Source organism: Deinococcus radiodurans R1 = ATCC 13939 = DSM 20539, from assembly GCF_000008565.1.
GTDB classification, from domain to species: Bacteria; Deinococcota; Deinococci; order Deinococcales; family Deinococcaceae; genus Deinococcus; species Deinococcus radiodurans.
Genome location: NC_001263.1, coordinates 2357197 through 2376761 on the forward strand (window position 1 = coordinate 2357197; position 19565 = coordinate 2376761).

18 protein-coding genes are annotated in these 19565 nt (G+C 66.8%); 8 read left to right on the top strand and 10 right to left on the bottom strand.

Going from position 1 to position 19565, the window contains the following annotated elements; all coding sequences use genetic code 11:
* The first annotated feature begins 28 nt into the window (after nt 1-28).
* The gene (locus tag DR_RS12130; protein ID WP_027480073.1) at nt 29-649 is read left to right on the top strand and encodes a tetratricopeptide repeat protein; all 621 of its coding nucleotides are present in this window, start codon (nt 29-31) and stop codon (nt 647-649) included.
* 12 nt (nt 650-661) lie between these two features.
* Here DR_RS12130 and DR_RS12135 read toward each other — a convergent pair whose 3' ends face one another.
* The 3 genes from DR_RS12135 to DR_RS12145 all read right to left on the bottom strand — a co-directional run bounded on the left by DR_RS12135 (nt 662) and on the right by DR_RS12145 (nt 4068).
* On the bottom strand, nt 662-1726 hold the full coding sequence (locus DR_RS12135; protein WP_051618851.1) for an agmatine deiminase family protein: 1065 nt from the start codon (nt 1724-1726) through the stop codon (nt 662-664).
* Nucleotides 1727-1757: 31 nt separating this feature from the next.
* Nucleotides 1758-2105, bottom strand: coding sequence for a hypothetical protein (locus DR_RS12140; RefSeq protein WP_010888986.1), 348 nt, complete (start codon nt 2103-2105; stop codon nt 1758-1760).
* A gap of 124 nt (nt 2106-2229) precedes the next feature.
* Nucleotides 2230-4068 carry an acyl-CoA dehydrogenase C-terminal domain-containing protein gene (locus DR_RS12145; RefSeq protein WP_010888987.1) on the bottom strand — a complete coding sequence of 613 codons (1839 nt, stop codon included), beginning with the start codon at nt 4066-4068 and terminating at the stop codon, nt 2230-2232.
* Nucleotides 4069-4407: 339 nt separating this feature from the next.
* Here DR_RS12145 and DR_RS12150 point away from each other — a divergent pair, with 339 nt between their 5' ends.
* From DR_RS12150 to bshB1, 4 genes are all read left to right on the top strand, one after another.
* The gene (locus DR_RS12150) at nt 4408-5103 is read left to right on the top strand and encodes a Crp/Fnr family transcriptional regulator (RefSeq protein ID WP_010888988.1); all 696 of its coding nucleotides are present in this window, start codon (nt 4408-4410) and stop codon (nt 5101-5103) included.
* Between the two features lie 111 nt (nt 5104-5214).
* On the top strand, nt 5215-5697 hold the full coding sequence (locus tag DR_RS12155) for a universal stress protein (protein ID WP_010888989.1): 483 nt from the start codon (nt 5215-5217) through the stop codon (nt 5695-5697).
* Nucleotides 5694-6608, top strand: a complete 915-nt coding sequence (locus DR_RS12160) for an L-lactate dehydrogenase (RefSeq protein ID WP_010888990.1) — start codon at nt 5694-5696, stop codon at nt 6606-6608. Before DR_RS12155 ends, DR_RS12160 begins: the two co-directional genes overlap by 4 nt.
* Nucleotides 6605-7324 (top strand): bacillithiol biosynthesis deacetylase BshB1, encoded by a 720-nt coding sequence (bshB1, locus tag DR_RS12165; protein WP_010888991.1) that lies wholly within the window; start codon nt 6605-6607, stop codon nt 7322-7324. Before DR_RS12160 ends, bshB1 begins: the two co-directional genes overlap by 4 nt.
* A gap of 232 nt (nt 7325-7556) precedes the next feature.
* Here the strand turns inward: bshB1 and rpmF are convergent, their stop codons facing one another.
* The 3 genes from rpmF to DR_RS12180 all read right to left on the bottom strand — a co-directional run bounded on the left by rpmF (nt 7557) and on the right by DR_RS12180 (nt 9913).
* Nucleotides 7557-7739, bottom strand: coding sequence for a 50S ribosomal protein L32 (gene rpmF, locus DR_RS12170; protein WP_010888992.1), 183 nt, complete (start codon nt 7737-7739; stop codon nt 7557-7559).
* A 148-nt stretch (nt 7740-7887) separates the two neighbouring features.
* Nucleotides 7888-8082, bottom strand: a complete 195-nt coding sequence (locus tag DR_RS16930) for a UBP-type zinc finger domain-containing protein (protein WP_234944652.1) — start codon at nt 8080-8082, stop codon at nt 7888-7890.
* A gap of 109 nt (nt 8083-8191) precedes the next feature.
* Nucleotides 8192-9913, bottom strand: coding sequence for a cation:proton antiporter (locus DR_RS12180; RefSeq protein WP_164927993.1), 1722 nt, complete (start codon nt 9911-9913; stop codon nt 8192-8194).
* Between the two features lie 150 nt (nt 9914-10063).
* Between DR_RS12180 and DR_RS12185 the strand changes: the two genes are divergently transcribed.
* Nucleotides 10064-10711: a trimeric intracellular cation channel family protein gene (locus DR_RS12185; RefSeq protein ID WP_010888994.1), complete on the top strand. Its 648-nt coding sequence runs from the start codon at nt 10064-10066 to the stop codon at nt 10709-10711.
* A gap of 67 nt (nt 10712-10778) precedes the next feature.
* Here the strand turns inward: DR_RS12185 and DR_RS12190 are convergent, their stop codons facing one another.
* Complete coding sequence (locus DR_RS12190; RefSeq protein ID WP_010888995.1) at nt 10779-11246, bottom strand: hypothetical protein; 468 nt, start codon at nt 11244-11246, stop codon at nt 10779-10781.
* Between the two features lie 259 nt (nt 11247-11505).
* On the opposite strand from DR_RS12190, the gene lpdA reads away from it, so the two are divergent.
* The gene (lpdA, locus tag DR_RS12195) at nt 11506-12909 is read left to right on the top strand and encodes a dihydrolipoyl dehydrogenase (protein WP_010888996.1); all 1404 of its coding nucleotides are present in this window, start codon (nt 11506-11508) and stop codon (nt 12907-12909) included.
* A 78-nt stretch (nt 12910-12987) separates the two neighbouring features.
* On the opposite strand, the gene DR_RS12200 is transcribed toward lpdA, so the two are convergent.
* Genes DR_RS12200 through DR_RS12210 form a run of 3 tightly spaced genes read right to left on the bottom strand, consistent with a single transcriptional unit; the run spans nt 12988 to nt 14659 of the window.
* Nucleotides 12988-13548, bottom strand: a complete 561-nt coding sequence (locus DR_RS12200; RefSeq protein ID WP_010888997.1) for a DUF4126 domain-containing protein — start codon at nt 13546-13548, stop codon at nt 12988-12990.
* A 52-nt stretch (nt 13549-13600) separates the two neighbouring features.
* Nucleotides 13601-14248, bottom strand: a complete 648-nt coding sequence (gene pth, locus DR_RS12205) for an aminoacyl-tRNA hydrolase (RefSeq protein WP_010888998.1) — start codon at nt 14246-14248, stop codon at nt 13601-13603.
* The gene (locus tag DR_RS12210) at nt 14249-14659 is read right to left on the bottom strand and encodes a hypothetical protein (RefSeq protein WP_010888999.1); all 411 of its coding nucleotides are present in this window, start codon (nt 14657-14659) and stop codon (nt 14249-14251) included.
* A 449-nt stretch (nt 14660-15108) separates the two neighbouring features.
* On the opposite strand from DR_RS12210, the gene DR_RS12215 reads away from it, so the two are divergent.
* The gene (locus DR_RS12215; RefSeq protein ID WP_051618853.1) at nt 15109-19185 is read left to right on the top strand and encodes an intein-containing adenosylcobalamin-dependent ribonucleoside-diphosphate reductase; all 4077 of its coding nucleotides are present in this window, start codon (nt 15109-15111) and stop codon (nt 19183-19185) included.
* The last annotated feature ends 380 nt before the right edge of the window (nt 19186-19565 follow it).

Here is a 19565-nt window from a genome sequence, read left to right on the forward strand (position 1 = left end):
TGGCCCTCTTTATTTGCCAGCATCAGTCATGACCGACCTCTCGGCAGCCTGGGCCGCTTTTGAAGCGCATGACTACGCGCTGGCTGAACGACAGGCCCAGGCGTTGCTGGCTCACCCCGCGACAGCCAGTGGGGCGCGTTTTATGCTGGGTTACGTCTACGCGTTTATGGACCGCTTTGACGAGGCGCGGGCCAGTTTCCAGGCGTTGCAGCAGCAGGCGCAGAAGTCAGGTGACCACACCGCCGAGCACCGCGCGCTGCATCAGGTCGGCATGGTGGAGCGGATGGCGGGTAACTGGGACGCCGCCCGCCGCTGCTTTCTGGAGGAGCGCGAATTGCTCGCCTCGCTGCCAGAAGACCCTCTGGCGGCTTCCGCCAACGCTTATGAAGTGGCGACGGTAGCGCTGCACTTCGGCGATCTGGCCGGAGCACGGCAGGAATACGAGAAGAGCCTGGTCTACGCGCAGCAGGCCGACGATCAGGTAGCGATAGCGTGCGCGTTCCGGGGGCTGGGCGACCTCGCTCAGCAGGAGAAGAATTTGCTCGAAGCGCAGCAGCACTGGCTCAGGGCACGGGACATTTTTGCGGAACTTGAAGATAGTGAAGCCGTGAATGAGCTCATGACGCGACTGAATGGAACAGAGGGCTGACCTACCCCCCAGTCACTCCCCCGACCACACCCGCCCCGCCGGTTGCTGCTGCGTCAGGCAGTGAAAGGAGCCGCCGCCCTCGATGATCTTGCGGCTCGGCACGCCGATGACCTCACGGCCCGGAAACAGGGGCCGCAGCACGTCGAGCGCCTGCTTGTCGTTGGGGTCGCCGTACTGCGGCACCACGACAAAGCCGTTGCCGATGTAGAAGTTGGCGTAGGTGGGCGGCAAGCGGCCCTCGGCGCCCTCCAGCCGGTGGGCCGGCAGCGGCAGCTCGACAATCTGATAAAAGTCGCCCCCCGGCGTTCGCAGCTCGCGCAACGTCGCCAGGTTGCGTTGCATCACCGCGTGGTTGGCGTCGTTGGGGTCGGCCTCCACACTCGTCACGATGACGTTCTCGGCAGCAAACCGAGTAATGGTGTCGATGTGCCCGTCGGTGTGGTCGTTTTCCAGCCCGCCGTCGAGCCAATGCAGCTTTTTCACGCCGAGCTGGTCGGAGAGCAGGAAGGTGTAGCCCTCCTCGCTGAGCCCCGGATTGCGAGTGTCGGTCAGAAAGCACGAGCGGGTCGTGAGCGCCGCGCCGTCTCCGGCGATTTCCAGGCCGCCGCCTTCCAGCACTTCGGGGCGGTCCCAGTGGCCCATCCCCAGGAACTGCGCCACGTACTCGGGCACCCGGTTGTCGTTTTCCCACTCGAACTTGCCGCCCCAGGCGTTGAAGCGCCAGTTGACGAGCGCGACTTCGGGGTCTTTCTCGCCGCGCGTCACAAAGAGCGGGCCGGAGTCGCGCAGCCACGAGTCGTCGAGCGGCACCCGATGAAAGCGCACGTTGTGCCCCGTCAGCCGGGCGCGGGCGTCGCGTTCGCTTTCCTCGTCGCGGACGAGCAGCTCGACGCGCTCAAAGCGAGCGATGGTCCGCACCAACCCCGCGTACTCGTCGCGCACCCCGGCGAGGTGGCCGAACCACAGCTCGTCGTCGGCGGGGTAGCCCATCCAGGTCGCCTCGTGCGGGGCCCATTCGGGCGGCATGGCAAAGCCCAGGTCACGGGGGGTCGGGTCTTGCGGCGTGAAGTGCTTCATCGGGCGCATGTTAGCGGGACTGGCGCCGCCATCAGCGCAGATCGAGGGTCAGCCGGGGCGTCCGGTCTTGCCCTAGCCGCGACGCCCCCGTCAGCTTGAGGGTTCCTGCCGGAGTGTTGACCGCGCGCCCCGGCAGCGTCAGTTTCAGGGTGCGGGTCGCACTTCCCTTCGTCACCATCACGCTCGCCGTGACCTGCCCCGCCAGCAGGCAATAAGCGCGGGGCGGGCAGCGGCCATCGGTCAGGCGCAGCACGGTCACGGTGGCGCCGCCGACTCTTACGGTCTGTCCAACACGCACGGTCAGGGGCGCCGCCGAGGCGAGAGGCAAGGCGGCCAGAAGCAGCGTGGTCGGCAGCAGGGTGGTCAGCAGATGGTTCATGTTCGTTCTACGAGCCAGGGCGGGGGATGGTTGCCTGTCGGCGTCACAAGAACCCGTGCCACAGGAACCCCAAAAGAAAACGCCCCGCTCCACCGGGGAGCAGGGCGCAGGGGGTCTAAAAGACTCAGGCGTTCACGAGTTCGGCGTGTTCCCAGCCGAAGACGGCCTTGTCGTCCACCGCCAGCGCTTCGTTGCCGGCCTTGATGGTCGCGGCGAGCGCCTTGGTTTCGGGGAACAGCTTGGTGAAGTAGAACTTGGCGGTCTGCGTCTTGGCGAGGTAGAAGCCGTCCTTGTCGTTGCCCGCGTCGATCTGGTCGTGGGCGATCTTCGCCATGCGGGCCCACAGGTAGCCGTACACCACGTGGCCGAAGAAGCGCAGGTAATCCACGGCGGCGGCGTTCACTTCATCCGCACCTTCGGGGCCGGTCATCGCCTTCTGGCCGATCACCATGGTGATGGAGCCGAGCTGCTGGGCGGCCTTGCCGAGCTGGTTGACGTAGTCGCCGATGTTTTCGTCGCCTTCGTTTTCTTCGGCAAAGGCTTGCAGGGTGCCGGCGAGCTTCTGGAGCTTCTTGCCGCCGTCCATCAGGACCTTGCGGCCCAGCAGGTCGAGCGCCTGGATGCCGTTGGTGCCTTCGTAGATCTGCCCGATGCGGGCGTCACGCACGAACTGCTCCATGCCCCATTCCTGGATGTAGCCGTGACCACCGAAGACCTGCTGGCTCTGCACAGCCACGTTGAAGCCGTTGTCGGTCATGAAGGCCTTGGCGATGGGGGTCAGCAGGGCCACCATGTCGCCGGCTTCCTTGCGCTGGGCTTCGTCGGCGTGGTGCGACTCGATGTCGAGATTCAGCGCCAGCCACAGGGCCAGGGCCCGGCCCGCTTCGCTGTAGGCCTTGCCGGTCAGCAGCATGCGGCGCACGTCGGGGTGCACCAGGATGGGGTCGGCTTCCTCGCTGCTCACGCGGGGTTCGTGGCGCATCTGGATGCGGTCCTTGGCGTAGGCCAGCGCGTTCTGGTAGGCGACTTCGCCGAGGCCCAGACCCTGCATACCGGTGCCGAGACGGGCGGCGTTCATCATGATGAACATGTGGTTCATGCCCTTGTTGACTTCGCCGACCAGCCAGCCCTTGGCGCCGTCGAAGTTCAGCACGGCGGTCGCGTTGCCGTGAATGCCCATCTTGTGCTCGAGGCTGCCGCAGACCACGCCGTTGCGCTCACCCAGGCTGCCGTCGGCGTTGGGGATGAACTTGGGCACGAGGAACAGGCTGATGCCCTTGGTGCCCTTGGGGCTACCTTCGAGGCGCGCCAGCACGAGGTGCACGATGTTCTCGGACATGTCGTGCTCACCGGCGGAGATGAAGATCTTGGTGCCGGTCACGCTGTAGGTGCCGTCGCCGTTGTCGCTCGCCTTGGTGCGGATGATGCCCAGGTCGGTGCCGGCGTGCGGCTCGGTCAGGCCCATGGTGCCGGTCCAGCTGCCGTCCACGATGTGCGGCAGGTAGAGCTTCTTCAGCTCGTCGCTGCCCACGGCGTGCAGGGCCGCGTAGGCGCCGTGCGACAGGCCGGGGTACATGCCCCAGGCCACGTTCGCCGAGCAGATCATTTCGTTCATGGCGATGCTGACAGTGTGGGGCATACCCTGACCGCCGTACTCGGGGTCGGCGTCCAGCGCGGTCCAGCCGGCGTCGCAGAACTTCTTGTAGGCAGCCTTGAAGCCTGCGGGCGTGGTCACGTTGCCCTGCTCGTCGCGCTTGCAGCCTTCCTGGTCGCCGACCTGGTTCAGCGGCTGGATTTCGGTTTCGACAAAGCGGGCGGCCTCGTCGAGCACCTGGGACAGCAGGTCGAAGTCGGCGGTCTCGTTGTCCCGGTAAAAGGGCATGGCGGCGAGCTGGTCGCCGGCGCCGAGCAGTTCCTGCATGACGAACTTCATGTCGCGGGTGGGGGCTTTGTAGCTGGGCATGATTCCTCCGTGTAAGGGCAGACTCTTCCCCTGAAGGAGAGCCTGGGCTTTGAAATTGAACCGAGTATAAAACTTTGCGGGGCGAATGTCATGAGGCCGACTCCCCCGCCCCATTTCCCTGCCTGACAACGTTTTTCGGCTCTGCTACCGGCACTGTAACACCCAGCACCCGGCCAGCCTGCGCCCTGACCTAGAAACGTCCGACTCGTGAGGTCAGGCGACCACTGTCCTCCAAACGGCCCGGCTTAGTCCTCTCATCAAATGGACAAAAAGTAAACCGTCTTCTGTCGGACAGTCGCCGTTTATCCGCCTGCTTTTCGGTTATCCTTCCGGGCAGACATGAACTATCCAAGCTTGGTCTGGCATCTGAAGCGAACCGAACTGTTCGCTGATTTTGAGCTGGCCGAACTGGAACAGGTCGCCGCCACGACCCCCTACCGCTCGTATCAGCCGGGCGAAGTGATCTACCGCATGGACGACCCCGCCGACGCGCTCTACTTCGTGCGCAGCGGGCTGGTCAAGATCAGCAAACTGTTTCCCAACGGCAAGGAGGCGATTCTGGGCGTGGTCGGGCAGCACGACACCTTCGGGGAACTGCTGCTGCAACCCGAGGAGCGCCGCCCCACCCAGGCCGAGGCGCTCGAGCGCACCACCCTGATCGTGCTGCCGCGCCAGGAGCTGCAAAAACTGCTCAGCACCAAGCCCGACCTCGCCATGAAACTTATTCGCCTGATGGCGGCGCGGCTGTTCGAGGCGCAGGCGTGGACGGCCACCGTGAGCGCCTACAGCGCGCCCGAACGCGTGGCGAGTCTGCTCTACCGCCTCGCCCGCGAGTTCGGGCGTCCGCACAGTCAGGGCGTGGAGCTCAACCTCAAGCTCAACCAGGAAGACATCGCCCGTATGGTCGGAGCCACCCGCGAAACGGTCAGCCACAGCCTCAGCCGCCTGAAAAAGGGCGGCGCCATCGTTCGTGCCCGCTCGCCGATCATCGTGCAGATGGACGCGCTCAAGGCTTTTATCGATCAGGAACACTGAGCCCGAGTTGATTGACAGAAAAATGGAGGTAGCCAGTCAACCTGCCCTAGCTCAAGACTTTCCCCGCCTGGGTATCACGTCCCCGCCAGAGCCGCTCTGTACCTTCGGGGCATGACCCAGCCCGTTTCTTCGGTTCCCGGCTCTTCCCTTTCCGGCGCAGGTTTTCAGCGACTGCTGGTCGGGATCGATTTCTCGCCCTCGTCGTTGCACGCCCTTGAAGTGGCGCGGACCCGCTTTCCCGGCGCGCGGCTGCGGCTCGCCCACGTGACCGACGCCCGCGCGGTGGCGGCTCCCGACGTGGTGGGCGGCGTCACGCCGATCATGCCCGACCCGGGGCTGCTGCAAACGCTCGAAGACGCCGATTCCAACCGGCTCTCGGGGCTGATCCGCGACGGTGAGGAAAGCGAGCTGCTCGTCGGCGATCCCATCACGGGGCTGCTCGACGCGGCCCGGGCGTGGGGCGCGGACCTGATCGTGGTCGGCACCCACCCGCAGGGCGCGCTGGAACACTTTTTCATCGGCAGCAGCGCCGAGAAGCTGGTGGGCCGCAGCGCGGTGCCGGTGCTGTGCGTGCCCTCGGGAGCACACAGATGAAAGTCGGCGTGGTCGGCACCGGCTTCGTCGGTTCGACGGCGGCCTTCGCGCTGGTGCTGCGCGGTAGTTGCAGCGAACTGGTGCTGGTCGACCGCGACGAGGACCGCGCCCAGGCCGAGGCCGAGGACATCGCCCACGCCGCCCCGGTCAGCCACGGCACCCGCGTCTGGCACGGGGGACACAGCGAGCTTGCCGACGCCCAGGTGGTGATTCTGACCGCCGGGGCCAACCAGAAACCGGGCGAAAGCCGCCTGGACCTGCTGGAAAAGAATGCCGACATCTTCCGCGAACTCGTGCCGCAGATTACCCGCGCCGCGCCGGACGCCGTCCTGCTGGTCACCAGCAACCCGGTGGACCTGCTGACCGATCTGGCGACGCAGCTCGCGCCGGGGCAACCGGTGATCGGTTCGGGAACCGTGCTCGACAGTGCGCGCTTTCGGCACCTGATGGCGCAGCATGCGGGGGTAGACGGCACGCACGCGCACGGCTATGTGCTGGGCGAACACGGCGACTCGGAAGTGCTGGCGTGGAGCAGCGCCATGGTCGCCGGAATGCCGGTGGCCGACTTCATGCAGGCCCAGAACCTCCCCTGGAACGAGCAGGTGCGCGCCAAAATCGATGAGGGCACCCGCAACGCCGCCGCCAGCATCATCGAGGGCAAGCGGGCCACCTACTACGGCATCGGCGCGGCGCTCGCCCGCATCACCGAGGCCGTGCTGCGTGACCGCCGCGCCGTCCTGACCGTCAGTGCGCCGACCCCCGAATACGGCGTGAGCCTCAGCCTGCCGCGTGTCGTGGGCCGTCAGGGGGTGCTGTCCACCCTGCACCCCAAGCTGACCGGCGACGAGCAACAGAAGCTGGAACAGAGTGCCGGGGTGCTGCGCGGCTTCAAGCAGCAGCTCGGCCTGTGACGCCGACGCTCCAGACCGTCTACGGCGAGGCGCAGCCGCTCGACTGGCTGTGCCTCGCCCCCCACCCCGACGACGCCGAAATCGGCGCGGGCGGCACGCTGATCCGGCTGGCGCAGGCGGGCCGGGCAGTGGGGATTCTGGAACTCACGCGCGGTGAAAAGGGCACCCAGGGGACGCCCGCCGAGCGGCAGGCCGAGTGCGTGGCGGCGGCCCGCCTGATGGACCTGAGCTGGCGCGGCCAACTCGGGCTGCCCGATGGGGAACTCGCCGACACGCCGCCCTTTGCTCACGCGTTGGCCGCCGCCCTGCGCACGGTGCGGCCCCGCGTGCTGGTGGTGCCGCACTGGCACGACCGCCACCCCGACCACTTCGGGACCTACCACCTCACCAAGCGGGCCATTCACCTCGCGGCGCTGAAAAAGGCTGACCTCGGCGGCGATCCCTGGCGGGTGCAGCGGGTGCTGCTCTATCAGGGCAACTCGGACATCAGCGCCAACGTGCTGGTAGACATCGGTAGTGTGATGACCGAGTGGGAAGCCGCCATCCGGGCGCACACCTCGCAGTTCGCGGGGGGCTACGTGTCGGAGACGGTCACGCCCGAAATCATCGAGCGGCGTCAGGGCCGCCTGACCTACTGGGGCACCCTGCTGCGGGTGAAATACGCCGAGCCCTTCGAGGCCGAGGAACCGCTTTTGCTCGACCCCTTGGGCCTCTGAACAGCGGATCAAGCCCCAAAAGCAGCCCCCGGAAGTTCAGGTTCCGGGGGCTCGCTTCTTGGAAGAGATCAAGTCGGGCAGTTGTCCGAGCAGTTGGGGCCGACAAATCTGCCGGTGCAGTCCTGTTCGGCTTTGTTCTGGCCGTGTCCATTGTTCTGCGACGTGGCGTGTTCGTGGTTCTCAGGCAAAACAAAACCCCCCGCGTGGGGGGGCAGAGGTCCAGCCGAGGACGTTAGACCGCGAGCACCTGACGGCCATCGTAATAGCCGCAGTTGGGGCAGATGTGGTGCGAGAGCTTCTTGCCGTGGCACTGGGGGCACTCGGTCAGGTTGGGGGCGGTCAGCGCGTGGTGGCTGCGGCGCATGTCGCGCTTGCTCTTGCTGGTCTTCTTCTTGGGAACGGGGTGTTTGGCCATGATCTTTCTCCTCGGGGAGCCACACGGCGCGTCTCGCCGGGGCCTTCTTCTCGGAACGTGGCCCCCAGCACGGACGGGAGGCCGGTTCGAGACAACAGCGGGGAGTATACCACGCTGGGCGGCACTCTGACAAAAGGGCCGTCACGCTTCAGCGGGGAGCTGTGCGGTCGTGAACATAGCAGTAGGCCCAGGCCTCGCCCGGTTCCAGGCTGCGGATCACCGGGTGCGCGCTGGACTGGGCGTGGGCGGTGGCGTGCCTGTTGGGCGAGGAATCGCAGCAGCCGGTGTGGCCGCAGTCATGCACACGCGCAGGTGCACCCACGAGTCGCCCTGCGCCACACATTCTGGACAGGTGTCCAGGCTGTCCGGATGCACCACGGTGACGCTGTGGGCGTGGTCGCACATCTGCTGCTGCTCCGCGCTGAGGGTCATGGGCGGCGTGCTGGGCAGCGTCACAGGCCCAGCACGCCGCGAGCCACGGCGTCGGTACTCGTCAGGACGTGGGTGGCCCCCACGCCGCGCAGGGTGGCAATCTCGCCGGGTTCGTCGGTATGCGCCACGATGGTCAGCTCCGGATTCAGGGTGCGGGCCACGCCGATTACCCGCGCCGTCATTTCCGGGACGTCGTCGAGAACCACCAGCGCGCGGGCCGAGGCCAGCCCGGCGTCGCCCAGCAGCCCAGCGCGGGCATAGTCCCCGATAAGGACCGGATACCCGTGCGCGGTGACCTGCGCGGCCCCGTCCGGACTGAGGGTCAGCACCCCGAACGGGACCTGCTGCGCCGCCAGCCCCTTGACCAGCCGCCGCGCGTGGTCCCCGAAACCTGCCACCAGCACGTGCCCGCTCAGGTGCGCCAGCGGGGCCTCGGGGTTGGGCTCGGCCCGGGTGGGAGCTTCGGCGGGCGCGGCGGTAGGTGCGGGGCGCGCGCGGCCCAGGGCACCCAGGCGTTCGCCCAGGGTCGCCATGACCGGCGTGAGGGCCATGAGCAGCACCGTCGCGGCGATGAAGGTCTGGGTGCCCGTCTCGCCCAGACCGGCCGGACTGAGGCCCAGCGCCCGCCCGCTGCTCTCCAGCACGAACGAGAACTCGCCGACCTGCGCCAGCAGCCAGCCGGTCGCGGCGGCGGTCGCCAGCGGGAACCCCAGCAGCCGCACACTGAGGGCCGCCGCGAGCGCCTTGAGCACGGCGAAGACGGCCACGGCTCCCAGCACCAGGGGCAGGTGCGTCCACAGGAAACCCAGGTCGAGCTGCAAGCCCACCGACAGGAAAAACGCCGCGCTGAACAGGATCTGTAGGGGCAGGATTTCTCCGAAGGCCTGCTGCCCGAAACGGCTCTCGCTGACGAGGAGCCCGGCCAGGAAGGCCCCGAGCGCCAGGCTGACCCCGGCCAGACTGGTCAGGTACGCCGTGGCGAAACACAGCGACAGTGTGCTGAGCAGAAAAATCTCCTGCGAGCAGGTGCGGGCCACCACCTCCAGCAGTTTCGGCACGACCCGCCGCGCCAGCAGCAGCACCGCCGCCACGATTCCCCCGGCCTTGAGCAGCGCCACGACCAGGCCGCCCGCCCCGCCGCCCTGTCCGGCGAGCATGGGCACCAGCAGCACCATGACCACCACCGCCAGATCCTGAAAGATCAGGATGCCCAGGCTGGCCTGCCCGGTCGGCGACCCCACCCCGCCGCGCGACTCCAGAATCTTGGTGACGATGGCGGTGCTCGACAGGCTGAGCAGAAAACCCGTGAACACGGCGTTGGGCAGGCTGACCCCGAAGGCCAGCAGCACGCCCGTGACCGCTGCGACCGTCAGGAGCACCTGAAGGCCGCCCCCCACGAAAATCAGCCGGAAGATGCGGGCGAGTTTGTCCAGGCTGAACTCGATGCCGATGGTAAAGAGCAGCAGCATCACCCCGATCTCGGATGCCGCGCCGATCAGGGCCGGGTCGTCGATGATGCCCAGCGCCGACGGCCCGGCCAGCACCCCCGCGAACAGAAACCCGATGATGGGCACCAGTCCCAGCCGGAACGATGCGAAGGCCGTGGCTCCTGCCACGAGCAGCAGCAGGGTCAGTTGCCCCATGAAGGCGGGCGGGCCGCTGGCATGACTTGCAGCGGACGTGGCCGCCAGAGCAGAGGTCAACACAAAGGGCAGCAGCAGCAGAAACCAGGAAACGCGCATATCCATCCCATTGTGTGCCCTGGGGCCGTAGACCGCACCCCCCCGCAGGCCGGACGCCCCCGCAGGCCTTCATGCCGCCCGCTGCGCGTCCGGACCGGCCCATGTACCGGGGGTCTGCCTCGTACCGGGGGTCTGCCCTAGATTGAACGGGTGAACGACACGTTGCTCACGACCTATACCCTGGCCGAGGGCCTGCACTGGCTGGACCTGATCGGGGTGCTGGCCTTTGCCATGTCGGGAGCACTGCTGGGGGTGCGTAAGCGGTTTGATCTGTTCGGCGTGCTGGTGCTGGGCGCAGTCACGGCGGTGGGCGGCGGCGCCATCCGCGACTCGCTGACCGGGCAAACCCCGCCGCTGTTTCTGCGTGACGAAACCTACCTCTGGACCGCGCTGCTCGGCGCGCTGCTGGCCTTCGCGTTCGGTGAGCGCCTCGCCCGCTTCGAGCGCACACTGAGCCTCTTCGACTCGGCGGGGCTGGCCCTGTTCGCTACGTCGGGCGCCCTGGGGGCCATCAAAATCGGGCTGGGGCCGCTGGGCGTGGTGTTTGCGGGCATGCTCAGTGGGGTGGGCGGCGGCATCATCCGTGACCTGATCGCCAACGAAGTGCCCGAGGTGATGTACCGCCGCGACCAGCTCTACGCCACCGCCGCCGCTGCCGGAGCAGGCGCGGTATGGCTGCTCGCGCCGCATTTCACGCCCTTTCAGGCGCAGGCGGGTGGGGCGCTGCTGGTGCTTTTTCTGCGTTGGGTGTCGCGCCGCCAGTGGGTGCGCTTGCCGGTGCGCCGACTGCCCGAATAGCCAGCAAAAGGAAGCGCCCAGAACCTTTGCTCTGGGCACCCTTACAGTCAGTGGATATTTCAGATGTTCAGGCAGCGTACTGGCCGCGCAGCCGGTCGAGCAGCGGCACCAGTTCGTCGCGCAGGTTTTCGGGCAGCAGCAGCTCGACGCCGATGAGGAAGTTGGCCGCTTCTTGCAGGGGAATGGCGCGCGGCTCGCAGCGGCTCATCTGGGCAGCGCGGGTCAGCAGGCCTTCACCGTCGGGGCCGAGGGCTTCGAGCAGACAGTCCCACAGCGGGGCGGGCTCGTTGGGCGCCAGTTCGCGCATGCTCAGGTCGGCCCAGCCCTGCTGGTAGGCGCGGCGCGTGAGCTTGAGGCACACTTGCAGCGGCAGGTGCAGCAGTTCGGCCACCTGCTCCACCGTGCGCACACCGTCGCAGGCCCGCAGCAGCTTCTTGCACCAGTAGCACGTCACGCCGGCGCCGGGCCGGGGGCGCAGAACGACGTGAGCGAGAGTAGAAGTGGGGACGGGCGCGGTCAGAAGCTGAGTGATCACGGGAACTCCTCGGCAAACAGGGAAGGAAGGAAAGCGCAACGGACGTTGAAACCTGAGTGGATGGCTTTAAGTAATCTTAAGTTTTTACCCATAGAGCGGCGCCGATAAATTTCACATTTTGAGCCCCCCCATTTGGTGGGGTTCGTCAATTGGTGAGGTGGTGAGCGGGCAGACTCACCAGTTTCAGTGGTCAGCGGCCCGTGTCCAGCTATCCTGGCAGGTCACCGTCTGCGCCTGGGGGTCACGTTAGACTGCCGCCATGACGAACAACTTTGACTATGACGTGCTGGTCATCGGCGCGGGTCCCGGCGGCTATCACGCGGCCATTCGCGCCTCGCAGCTCGGGCTGAAAACGGCCTGCGTGGAGCGCGGCGCGGTGGGCGGCGTCTGTCTCAATATCGGCTGCATTCCGACCAAGGCGCTGCTACACGCCGCCGAAACCATGCAGGCGAGCAAGCACGCCGCCGAGTTCGGGCTGACCTTCAGCGGGCAGGCCCTTGACATCGCCCGACTCAACGGCTGGAAAGACAGCATCGTGAAGAAGCTGACGGGCGGCGTCTCGGGGCTGTTCAAGGCCAACAAGGTCACGCTGCTCACCGGACAGGCCAGCTTCGTGGACGACCACACCGTGCAGGTGGGCGACAAGACCTACACGGCGGCCAACATCATCATCGCCACCGGCTCCGACCCGGCCAAACTGCCGGGGCTGGAAGTGGACCAGCAGCAGATCGTGGACTCGACCGGCGCGCTGGTCATGCCCGACCCGGTGCCGGCCCGGATGCTGTGCGTGGGCGGCGGCGTGATCGGCTTCGAGTTCGCGCAGGTCTACAACAACCTCGGCAGCCAGGTCAAAATCATCGAGTTTCTGCCCAGCGTGATTCCCGGCGCCGACGCCGACGCGGTCAAGGAATTTTCCAAGATCATGAGCCGGCAGGGCATCGAAATCGTGACCCAGATGAAGGCCAACCGCGCAGAGAAAAAGAGCGACGGCGTGCATGTGGAACTCGAAAACGTGAAGACCGGCGAGAAGACCACCGAAGTCTTTGACCGGGTGCTCGTCGCCGTGGGCCGCCGCCCGCGCACCGACGGCCTGAACCCGGAACAAGCCGGCGTGACCGTGACCGAGCGCGGCTTCATTCCCGCCGACAAGCAGCAGCGCACCAACGTGCCGCACATCTTCTCCATCGGGGACGTGGCCGGCAACCCCATGCTGGCGCACAAGGCGATGAAGGAGGGGCTGGTGGCCGCCGAGGTCATCGCCGGTAAACCCGCCGAGCAGGACGCCGTCGCCATTCCCGGCGTGGTCTACACCAACCCCGAGCTCGCCTGGGTGGGTCTGACCGAAGCCGAGGCGCAGGAGAAGGGCTACGAGGTCAAGACCGGCGTGTTCCCCATGAGCGCCTCAGGCCGCGCCATGACGCTGCAAGCCACCGAAGGCTTTGTCAAGATGGTCGTGGAGAAAGACACCGACCTGCTGCTGGGCGTGCACATCGTGGCGCCGCACGCCTCAGACATGCTCGCCGAAGCGGGGCTGGCGCTCGAAATGGCCGCCACCGCCACCGACATTTCGCTGACCATCCACGCGCACCCCACGCTGGGCGAGTCCATCTTGGAAGCGGCGGAAGCGAGCCACAAGCAGGCGATTCATATCGTGAACCGCTGAGGCGACAGCGGGCACCACGTCAATTCACAAAGAGAACTCCCCGACCAAGACCGGCGGGGAGTTCTTTTTTCATGCTGCTCAGATGCGCTGGCGACGGGGCCTGACCCGATTGTAGAGCTTGAAGGCCAGCACGCCGAAGCCCGCGAGGCCCAGCACAGCCAGCAGCGGCGCAAAGACGGCGAGGACGCTCAGCGTGAGGCTGCCCGCGTCCTCGGCGGCGCTGATGACCGGATTGCCGAGGCCCGCCGTGGTGGCGGTGGAGACGGGGCGCAAGGCGCTGCGGGTGGCGTGGACCCCGCCCGCGACCAGTAGGCCGAGCACGGCGCTGACCGCCGGGGGCACGTCGGCCACGCCCATCTGCGAGGCGGCGAGCACCGCTCCGGCCCCGGTGTTGATGACGGTGCCCGCGACGTGGAGCGCGTGGTCTACGCCGGGAATCTTGTCACCGACAAAATCGAGCACGCCGAGCAGCCCGACCAGCACCATGAAATAAGGGTTCGAGATGATGTCGAAGGGCGCACCCAGGTGCATAAAGCCGAAGTGGTCGAGTGCCCCCACGATCAGCAGCGGAATGTAGGCGTTCAGCCCCGCCGCACCCGACAGGCCCAGCGCCGAAAGCAAACCGGAGAACAGTTCCATACCGCTCCTGAATACGCGCCGCCAGGACAGAAGTTGCCTGGGTCACCTTGAGTCAGTCTTGAGCGTCACCCGGTGCCCCGTCCGCTGCCGGTGCCGGGGCGGCTGGCGGGGCAGGCGGCTGGGGGCGCAGGTCGGTGCCGTTGTACATCTGCTGCGCTTCGGCGAGTCCCTGCACCGCCCACAGCTCCGCCGCGCCAACCCCGAGGCGCACGAGTTCGGCGAGCGTTTCGCGTTCCTCGTCGCGCCACTTGCTCAGCACCCAGTCGGCGGGGTCACGGCCAGCGGGGGGGCGGGAAATGCCGATTTTGAGCCGGGGAAAGCGGTCGTAGCCCAGCCGGGCGATGATGTCGCGCACTCCGTTTTGGCCGCCGTGCCGCCCGCCCAGGCGAAAGCGCAGCAGGCCGAAGGGGCTGTCGAGGTCGTCCTGCACGACGAGAAGCTGCTCGCCCTCCAGTTTGTAGAACGACATCAGCGGCCAAACCGCCTTGCCCGAGGTGTTCATAAAGGTCTGGGGCTTGACGAGCAGCACCTTCTCGCCGGGCGCCGTACCCAGCCGCACTTCGCAGACCTCGGCCTCGCCGTCCTTGCGCCAGCTTCCTCCGGCCCGCCGCGCGAGTTCGTCCACGACCAGCCAGCCCACGTTGTGCCGGGTCTGCGCGTACTTTTCGCCGGGATTGCCCAGACCTACGATCAGTTTCAATTACGCCTCCACACTGTTCAGGATTTCGCGCCAGCGAGCTTCCGTCTCGCGCACCTTGGCGTCGTCTTTGGCGCGGGCGCGGCCCCTACGGAAGTCGGCAAAGTTGGTGTCGGTGTCGGAAAACAGCAGGCCCAGCGCGAACTTCACGTCGGTCACGTTCTGCTCGGTCAGGGGGCGGTCCTTGGCGTCCAGCACCTCGTCGAGCGTCGCCATCAGGCCGGAAACGGGCCGCAGCCACTGGAAGGCAGGGTCGTTCACGACGAGGCTGTAGAGCTTGTAGGGACCGTCAATTGGGCCGTGCAGGAACTCGTACTCGCCCTTGGCGAAATCGAGCAGCGCCGAGTGGTAATGCCGCAGCGCCTGCGCGAGCGAATCGAGCTTGGTCCGGATGGCCGCGTCGGAAGAGGTCATAGACCTGAGGATAGCGGCGGCGATGGGCTCAGGGTGAGGTAACCTTCACGCCCAGTTGCCGCGCCGCGTCGGCCTGCGTGGCCTGCACGCCGTCCGCGCCATAAGTTGTCGGCCCGTTGCGGCAAAAGCGCGGGCGAGGGGCACGGTCTCGGGGTGAACCATGGCGCCGATGATCGCAGAAGCCAGACAAGCACCCGCCCAAAGGGGCAAGGTGGCCGCATCTTGTACGTGTTTTCGGGCAGGCATACCATCCCTGGTATGTCAAGCCGTTGCCGGTCTCCCAGCACGGTGGTAAAGTCGGGCACCGAAGCACCTCCAGCTGCTTGACTCGTGACCACCAGCGTACCCCCTGCTGTCCCTTTCGGCGAAGAGACGGCTTCCCGTGTTGTGCCGGGGCGCTGGCGGCCAGTCCCTCTTCCCCGTCCCCGCCGCCATCCGCAAGGAGTTCCATGACCACTGCCCCCGACCGCTCGGCTCCGGCCCGCACCGACAAGACCACCCAGCACTTCGACGAGAACGCGCAGCACATCGCCAAACGGCAGTACTTGCAGGGGAACGACGGCGACATCAGCGGGATGTTCTGGCGCATTGCCGATTGGGTGGCGGGCGCCGAGGCCCCGGAGGCGCGGCAGGGCTGGGCGCAGCAGTACTACGACCTGATGGCGGAGAAGAAGTTCTGCCCCGGCGGGCGCGTCCTGGCGGGCGCGGGCACGCAGCACGGCAACGTTCTGAACTGCTTTGTGCAGGGCGCCACCGAGCACGACCCCAGCTCCTTTGAAGGCGTGATGGAAGTCGCCAAGAAGCTGGCGCTGGTCACCAAAGTCGGCGGCGGCAACGGCGTGAACCTCGACGTGTACCGCCCCCGTGCCCAGAGCAGCCGGAGCGACAACGGCGTGCGCGGCTGGGTCTACATGAGCGCCGAGCACGCCGACGTGCAGGACTTTATCGAGGGTCTGATGCGCCCACCCACCCAGCCCGACGGCGAGAAGCAGCCGGTGTCGGTACGCAACTGGACGCGGGTGGTCTACGGTCAGGCGATCAGCCCCGAGCTGGTGGCGAGTGCCCGCGCCAACGGCGTGCAGATTGTGCGCACGCTGCCCGAGGGCGTGACGGCGGTGGCCGACGACATGGGCGGCATCATCGACGCGGCGCGGCAGGTGGCCGAAATCGCCAAGCTGAACATCGAGCCGCGCATCGACCTCAGCGCCATGCGGCCGGAGGGCGCGCCCATCAAGGGGTCGGGCGGCACCAGCAGCGGGCCGGTCAGCTTCCTGATGGAGATTTTCGACAACTTCATCGAGTGGGCCAATCGGGGCGCCGAAGACAGCGGCCCCATCAACACCCTGCGCTACGTGTACGCGCCGGTGCTGCGCGTGGTCAGGCAGGGCGGGACGCGGCGCGGCGCGGGCATGGCGACCATCTCCATCGGTCACCCCGATGTGCTGGACTTCTTGACCGCCAAGGACCTCGACCGCGAGGCCGCCGAGGGTGACATCTCAACCTTCAACATCTCGATTCTGGTGGACACGAAGTTCTGGGACACCTTGCAGGCCGACGGTGTGTGGACCATCGACGCGCAGGACGTGCCCGGCAAGTATTTCCCGGTGCCGCAGGAAGGCGAGTACGCGGGCACTTTCCCCGAGCTGCCCACCCGTGCCGAGGACGGCGCCAAGGGCGTTCCGGTTTACGGCAGCGGCATTCCCGCGCGCTGGCTGTGGGATCAGATTGCCCAGCACGCCTGGAGCACCGGCGAACCGGGATTGATTTTCAACGACCGGGTGAACGAGTACTCGGCGCTGAAGAACTTGGGCGAGCGGTACGAGATTCGCTCCACCAATCCCTGCGTGACGGCGGACACCTGGGTCAGCACGGCCTTCGGGGCGCGGCAGGTGCAGGACCTGATCGGCAAGGATTTCTGCGCCACCGTGAACGGCGAGAGCTTCAGTGCGCGCGGGGGCTTTTGGCTAACTGGAGTTAAGTCGGTCCTGAAGGTCACGACCCGCCGGGGCTACGAGCTGCGCCTGACCGGGAACCACCAGCTGCTCAAAGTGACTCACCAGACCCGCAAGGTGCAGCAGACCGCCTGGGTGGAAACCGCAACCCTGGCGGCGGGCGACCGCATCATGCTCAATGATCACCGTACGGTGAAGCCCTGGGCCGGCGCGGGGAACTTTTCGGAAGGCTGGCTGCTGGGGTCTCTCATCGGCGACGGCACCTTTCTCACCGACAAGGCCCGCCCGATGGCCGCGCTGGGCTTCTGGGGCGAGGAGAGACAGGCGCAGGCTGATAGCGCACAGGCCCGGCTGAGCAAGCTGGGCGCGGTCAAGAAGCTGTGGCGTAGCAACGATGAGCAGCGCCAGCGCGTGCGCCTGAGCAGTGAAGCCCTGGCCGAACTGGGGGCCAAGTACGGCGTCGTGCACGGGCACAAGACGCTGACCGACAAGGTGGAACAGGGCGGCTACGAGTTCTACCGGGGCGTCCTACAGGGCCTGTTCGACGCCGACGGCAGCGTGCAGGGCACCCAGAGCAAGGGCGTGAGCGTGCGCCTCGCGCAATCGGATCTGAGCCTGCTGAAGCGTGCCCAGCGGATGCTTTCGCGCCTCGGCATCATGAGCAGCCTCTACGCCGAGCGTCGCCTCGCTGGAACCTCTACCCTGCCCGACGGCAAGGGCGGCAGCGCCGAATACCCCACCCAGGCCCAGCACGAACTGATCATCAGCGGCAGCAACCTCGCCGTCTTTGCAGAGCGTGTGGGTTTCAGTGAGGCCGGGAAGGCTGCCCGCCTGGCCGAGAAACTCGCCGGGTACGCCCGCAACCTCAACCGCGAGCGCTTCAGCGACGAGATCGTAAGCATCGTGCCCGACGGCGAGGAAGCCGTGTATGACGTGACCGTGGAACAGGTTCACGCTTTCGACGCCAACGGTGTTCTGGCGCATAATTGCGGTGAAATCCCCCTCACTGTCGGCGAGCCCTGCGACCTGGGCGCCATCAACCTCGCCGCCTATGTCCGGGGCAGCGACTTCGACTTCGCCGCCTTCCGCGCCGATGTCCGCACCTGCGTGCGCTTCCTCGACGACGTGCTGGACGTGAACGTGTTCGCGCTGGAAGACAACCGGGTGGCCTCGCAGGACCTGCGGCGCCTGGGCCTGGGCGTGATGGGCCTGGCCGACGCCCTGATCAAGATGGGGCTGCGCTACGACAACGAATCCGGGCGGCAGGCCATCTACGACATCATGTCGGCGCTGCGCGAGGAAGCGGTGGCCGAGAGCGAGCGCCTGGGCCAGGAACGCGGCTTTTACCCCGTCTACGAGCGCAACCGCGAGCAGGTGCCGCACGACCCGCGCCGCAACGTGGCGGTGCTGACGGTGGCCCCGACCGGCACCACGTCCATGCTGATGGGCGTGAGCAGCGGCATCGAGCCCGTGTTCTCACCGTTCATCTGGCGCAAGATCGGCAGCGAGTACCGCGCCCTGCTCGCGCCGCTGTTTGTCGAACTGCTCGAAAGCTACCCCGCACCCAAAGGGATGGAAAAAGACGGCGGCTGGGACTGGGACAAAGTGACCGAAGCCGTCTCCGAAAACCACGGCAGCGTGGTGGGCCTGAGCTTTATTCCTGACGCCTTGCAGCAGGTGTTCGTGTGCGCCCACGACATCTCGCCGGTGGACCACGTGCGGATGCAGGGCACCGTGCAGCGCGCCTTCGATGACGGTGGGCAGCTCGCCGCCAACTCGCTGAGCAAGACCATCAACCTGCCCAACTCGGCCAGCGTGGACGACGTGAAATCGGCCTACGAGGAAGCGTACAGGACCGGCTGCAAGGGCATCACGGTGTACCGCGACGGCTCGCGCCAGTTCCAGGTGCTCTCGACGAGCAAGAAGAAGGCCAAGACGGAAGAGAGGGGCAGCGCCGAGCCGCTCGCCGACAGCAAGCCCGCCGAGGCTCCGGCAGTCACGGCCCCGGTCAGCGCCCCCGCTGCTGCGGCCCAGCCCCAACCGCACTACGAGCGTCCGGGCCGCCTGCACGGCATCACCGACATGGTCAAGCTCACCGACCCCACCAGCGGACACCGCCGCTCGTTCCTGGTCACGGTCAACCACCTCAACGGCAACCCGGTCGAAGTCATGGTCATCTCGGGCCGCGCGGGCGACGAAGCCAACGCCGACTCCGAGGCGCTCGGGCGCGTGGTGAGCATCGCGCTGCAACACGGCGTGCCGGCCAGCGCCCTGATTCACACCCTGCGCGGCATCAACGGCGGGCTGTACGGCAGCTACAACGGCCGTCTGGTGGGCTCCAAGGCCGACCTGATCGCCGTCGCCCTCGACACCTTCCAGAAGGACATGGCCGCCGCGCCGCTCCCGCCCCTGGCCGGGGGAAGCGGCGAAGTGGCCCCGAGCGCCCCGGCCAGCACCGGGGTCAGCGTGGACGGGCTGGGGCAGGAGCGCTGCCCGGTGTGCGAGGAAAAAGCCGTCATCCGCGAGGAAGGCTGCCTGAAATGCCAGGCGTGCGGCTACAGCAAGTGCGGGTGAAGGAAGTGGGGGGCTGCGGCCCCTCTTTCCGAAAATCGGGGACTCAAAAGGAGGTGATGGAAATGAAACCGACGCTTTAGGCATGGCCTAAAACGTCGGAACCAGAACAATAGGGCCTCAAGAGGAGCTACCGCTCAGGCTAGGGGTAGCAAGAGAGTAGCCCTCTTGAGGCCGACAGGCAATCGTTTCGCCTCTCAAAGCCCATAAGGAGCTCTATGCCCAAGAAGGCCACCAGTCCGAAAGTCGCCAAAGTCGCTTCAAAAATCCTCTCCAATCCTCGCAGCTCAAAGAGTGCGAAGGTTGTTGCCGGAAGTGCTCTCAGCCAGCGCGAACGCAAGAAGGTCCGATGAGCTTCAGGCTCAACCGTGAAGCCGCTGTTA